This window comes from Myroides sp. C6-3, from assembly GCF_050522425.1.
Lineage (GTDB): Bacteria > Bacteroidota > Bacteroidia > Flavobacteriales > Flavobacteriaceae > Flavobacterium.
In genome coordinates this window covers 1-4,966 of the sequence record NZ_JBMVQP010000068.1, presented here as the reverse complement: position 1 = coordinate 4,966, position 4,966 = coordinate 1, and the positions used below count along the sequence as shown (strand labels likewise).

Sequence of the window (4,966 nt, the reverse complement as noted above, 5' to 3'; positions counted from 1 at the left end):
GTGTATATTTGGGTGCTATTACAAATAACTATGACTATAAAAAGAAAGATAACTATTGCTATTGAAAAGAGAAAGAAAGATGGTGTATTAATCACAGAGAACGTTCCAATTCGTGCAAGAGTGGTATATAATGGTGGCCGTGTAGAACTCTTTACAGGCTACCGCATTGATGCTTCTAAATGGGATGAAGCAAAAGAAAAGGTACGCAATGGGTGTACCAATAAGCTAAAACAAAGCTCTTCCGAAATCAATACAGCAATACAGGAGCTATCTACTACGATTGATAGAATCTTTAAAGAGTATGAATTGAAAAACGAAGTACCTTCTTTTGAACTCTTAAAAGATGAAATAAAACGCTACTCAGATAAACAAACCATATCAGCAACAGAAAAGAATCTCTTTACAGCTTTTGACGAGTTTGTAAAAAGTAGTGGTAAACGCAATGATTGGACAACTGCTACTTACACCAAGTTTAATACTGTTCGTTCACATCTTTTTTCTTTCAAAAGCAATTTTCAGTTTACTGATATTAACGAAAAGACGTTATTAGACTACGTTTCATTTTTACGCATTGAAAAACAGATGCGTAATAGCACCATCGAAAAGCAAATTAGTTTTGTAAAGTGGTTTTTGAAGTGGTGTAAAAACAACAATTATACAATTACCTATAATTTTGAAGAGTTTAAACCAAAACTAAAGGAAACATCTAAAAAGATAATCTTTTTAACTCAAGAGGAAATCGAACAGATTAAATCAACGGATTTAGGCACAAAGTCGTACTTAGAACGTGTACGTGATGTATTGCTTTTCTGTTGCTATACAGGACTTCGCTATTCAGATGCCTTTAGCCTAACAAGACACGACATTAAAAATGATGCTATTGAGTTTGTTACCAAAAAGACAAATGATATGCTGAGAGTTGAATTAAACAAACACAGTAGAGCAATATTAGAGAAGTACAAAGATGTACCTTTTGAAAAAGGAAAGGCTCTACCTGTTATTTCTAATCAAAAGATGAATGACTACATAAAAGAACTTGGAGAGTTAGCAGAGATTAACGAACCGATTAGAGAAACCTACTATGTAGGCAATGAAAGAATAGATGAAGTAAAACCCAAATACGAACATTTAAGCACTCACGTAGGGCGAAGAACATTTATCTGTACCGCTTTATCATTGGGGATACCTGTACAGGTTGTAATGAAATGGACAGGACATTCAGACTACAAATCAATGAAGCCTTATATTGATGTAGCTGATACGATTAAAGCGAATGCAATGACTAAATTTGATATGATATGAATACAGTAGATGCCCAATTAGAATTAACAAGATTTATGACTGATAACACAATAGTGATGTGGGAAAAAGAATTAAACACATCAGGAAATTCGTTTAATTTCGATTCCCAAGATATTTATAGACAATATATGATTAATATCTTAATGTTTGATTTTAAAGACCGAATTGATTCTGCAAAAGACACACAAGAAAGAAAAGAAATTTTATCTATTGTTAGAGAAAATTTGGAGACAATAATTAAGTTGTATGAAAAAAATTCTGATTTCTTCACTAATCTTGATAGAGATGGACTTCGGTTAAAGAAATACCGAGAAAGAAATAAAAATAGTTTGTCAGATAATGATTTAACAATGGAATTGTATAGAGAAACGGAATTGCCTGAACGTAAAACCTACTTTGAATCAAGTTTTTACAAAGAGATAGGTTTTTTAAACTACGACTACCACCAAGAGATATATAATCATAGTAAAAGGCTTTTAAAAGATGTGAAATCAAATTTTAAGGACTATGAAATGTATGACAATGATTATCTTTTTATTAATGACAAGCCTATATTTTCAATGGGACTTATTAGTAAACTACATAGTATAGTAAACAATCAATTTATTGAAGATATATCAGAATATGATTTTTATAGAGAGATAAATATCTTACATACAGTGAATAAAATAAAAATCAAAGAGGATTTTCTATACACTTTCTTTTATGTAATTCATTGCTTACATAATAACATAGAAAACAAAAGTTTAAAGAAAAAGTGGTTTGCTCAAATATTAAAAGAATTTAAGATTAAGAAAGCAACTTATGACTCTAAGTATAAACACATAACAGGTAGCAGTGCCAATGATACATTAAAAGAGTATCGCAATCTCATTGATTCAGCTTTTAAACAATAAAGTACTATAAAAGCCTTTAAAATTTATAAATCCACCTTTGAACCACTTTAGAATTTTACTAAAGTGGTTTTTTTGTGCAATAAAGTGTGTTTTTCCACCCCCTCTCCACCTTACACACATCGTAGTTTTGAATTGTTCGAACATCACAAAATCGTATAATTTAAAAACTAAAACTATGTATATAAGCGAATTAAAAGAAAAGCCAGTTTGGCAAATGACAGGAGAAGAACTATTACAGTTATTACAAACAGTATCTATAAAGGATTTTAAAGAACTCAATACTTCGCAAGAAACGCAACAATCTACAAAGCGTTATGTTTACGGAATACGTGGTATAGCAGACCTACTTGGGTGCAGTATTACCACTGCTAATAAAATCAAGAAAGAAGGTCATATCAAAAAAGCGATTATCCAAAGAGGTAGAAAAATTATAGTCGATGCTGACTTGGCATTAGAACTATTCGCTAAAAAATAAAAGGGACAACTTGTGCAAATCGTCCCTTAATATCCAATTAAAGTATAACTCAACTCTTATCGTATAAAGATAAGGATTATTAAAACACAAGTAAATATGAGCTTAGATATACCCTATATCCGAGTAGGAACTGCTTACTTTAAAATCATCGAAAAACCTTTGATATCAGGTGATAAAGTTAAAGTAATGGTGCGTTGGACTCGTGAAACGATTGTATCAGATCACGGAAAGTCCTACTTAGAGAACGTCTTAAAATTAGATGGCTTTTGCTGTATTCCAGACCATCTTAACTATCAACCAATCGTAGAAAATTTTTTTAATACCTATAATGAATTAAATATGAAACCAATAGAAGAAGATTTTAACTTAAATGAATTAGAACAATTGATTCCAAACTCACTACACTTTGTAAAGCACATATTCGGAAGTGAACAATACGAATATGGTTTAGACTATCTAAAGCTATTGTATGAGAAGCCAACGCAAACCTTACCAATATTGTGCCTTGTTAGTAAAGAACGTGCAACAGGAAAAAGCTCTTTTATTAAATGGCTTAAAAATATCTTTGGACTCAATATGACTTATATCAAAGGAGATTCTTTTGGTTCTCAATTTAACGCTGATTGGGCAAGTATGTTATTAGTTGCCATAGACGAAGTATTCTTTGATAAGAAAGAGATTACAGAGCGTTTAAAGTACCTTTCTACTACTGACAAAGACAAAGTTGAAGCAAAGGGAAAAGACAGACAGGAAATAGAGTTTTTCGCCAAGTTTATTCTTTGCTCTAACAATGAGGATGATTTCATTCAAATAGACGAAGAAGAAATACGTTTTTGGATTCGAAAGATTAAACCTATTGAATCAGAAGACGTTCACTTTATCAAGAAGCTAACAAGTGAAGTTCCTTATTTCATCAAATACTTACTTCTACGACCTTATTACACCACGCAACAAACCCGAATGTGGTTTACACCTAAACAGATACTTACAGCTTCCCTTTTAAAACTAATTAGTAAAAACAAAATAGAGATTTCACTTTTAGAACTTTTAAACCTGTGCTTTGAAAAGGTTGCCGAGGATGAAATTTGCGTAGCTCCCAATGATTTACTCTTGTTATTACGCAAGACAAACCCAAAACTAATTATATCTGCTAGTGAAATAAGAAAGATTTTAAAGAAATGGGATTTCGAACCACAAAATAACACAAAATCTTATCAAGGAATAGAGCTTTTATCTCATGGAGAATTTGTTAAAATAGAACGTAGAGGACGTTACTACATCATTAAAAAAGATTTATTCTATAAAATATTTGATGCAATGATGCAAGAATAGATTAAACTATTGTTTATTAATAAGTTACACTGCATCAAAGTCTGCATCAAACTAAAAATACATCAAGTTTGATGCAAGAGTGATGCAAGAAACAAAATGAGTTTGATGCAGTGATGCAAGAGTGATGCAGAGTATTTTATTGAAATACAATTGATTAACACCTTTCTGCATCATTGCATCAAAAAAAACAGATTTTTAACCCGACTATTTCAAAACGTATGAATTGTGAATCAGCTAAACAAATTAGCCTAACAGACTTACTTAAAAAGTTAGGTCATACCCCAACCAAAATAATGAGAGTTGATTGGTGGTATCTCAGTCCATTTAGAACTGAAAAAACAGCATCATTTAAAGTGAATATTGATAAAAACGTGTTTTATGACCATTCTGCTGGTTTTGGTGGAACAACACTTGATTTTGTGATGAAGTACAATAATTGCGATATTAAATCAGCTTTAGAATTGCTCAAAAACGATTCTTTTTCTTTTCATCAGCCAATTATTGTGAGTTCTAACATTATTCAAGAACCAACATATACAATTCAAGCGATTAAGCCATTAACACATCCAAACTTGATACAATATATCACTGAGCGTAATCTTAGCCTTAAAATGGCTCAAACTTATTGTAAGGAAGTACACTATACTCTAAACAACAAATCATATTACGCTGTTGGTTTTCCCAATACCACCATAAATGGTTTCGAACTAAGAAACGTGTATATAAAAATGTGTCTTGGAAAAAAGGCAGTAACCTACTTTGATAACAAAAGTAAACATATTGTCTTGTTTGAATCTTGGAGTGATTACATCAGCTTTTTAACCCTTTATCCAAATGCAGAAAAGCAATATGATTATTTGATTCTTAATTCCGTATCAATGTTGAATAATACAATAATTAAAACACCAAATAATTATTTGTACAAATGTACAAATGGGGAATTGTATAAATGTATCAATGT

At 31.2% G+C, this 4,966-nt stretch carries 5 protein-coding genes; all 5 read left to right on the top strand.

Translation table 11 applies throughout. From position 1 onward, the window contains the following. The coding region (locus ACPDG9_RS15740) for a tyrosine-type recombinase/integrase (protein ID WP_430528653.1) at positions 1–1,302 on the top strand (1,302 nt) is incomplete at its 5' end. Then, on the top strand, positions 1,299–2,198 hold the full coding sequence (locus ACPDG9_RS15735) for a hypothetical protein (protein WP_006260870.1): 900 nt from the start codon (positions 1,299–1,301) through the stop codon (positions 2,196–2,198). The genes ACPDG9_RS15740 and ACPDG9_RS15735, both read left to right, overlap by 4 nt. Positions 2,199–2,373: 175 nt before the next feature. Continuing rightward, entirely contained in the window at positions 2,374–2,673 is a 300-nt protein-coding gene (locus tag ACPDG9_RS15730) for a DUF3853 family protein (RefSeq protein ID WP_006260872.1), read from the top strand. A gap of 96 nt (positions 2,674–2,769) precedes the next feature. Next, positions 2,770–4,005 carry a primase-helicase family protein gene (locus ACPDG9_RS15725; RefSeq protein WP_006260873.1) on the top strand — a complete coding sequence of 412 codons (1,236 nt, stop codon included), beginning with the start codon at positions 2,770–2,772 and terminating at the stop codon, positions 4,003–4,005. Between the two features lie 218 nt (positions 4,006–4,223). Next, positions 4,224–4,966: CHC2 zinc finger domain-containing protein (locus ACPDG9_RS15720; protein ID WP_430528652.1), on the top strand; the 743-nt coding region annotated here is incomplete at its 3' end.

Coding starts and splice junctions, on each gene's coding strand:
- ACPDG9_RS15735 (WP_006260870.1), top strand. CDS start 1,299: ATGAATACAGTAGATGCCCAATTAGAATTAACAAGATTTATGACTGAT.
- ACPDG9_RS15730 (WP_006260872.1), top strand. CDS start 2,374: ATGTATATAAGCGAATTAAAAGAAAAGCCAGTTTGGCAAATGACAGGA.
- ACPDG9_RS15725 (WP_006260873.1), top strand. CDS start 2,770: ATGAGCTTAGATATACCCTATATCCGAGTAGGAACTGCTTACTTTAAA.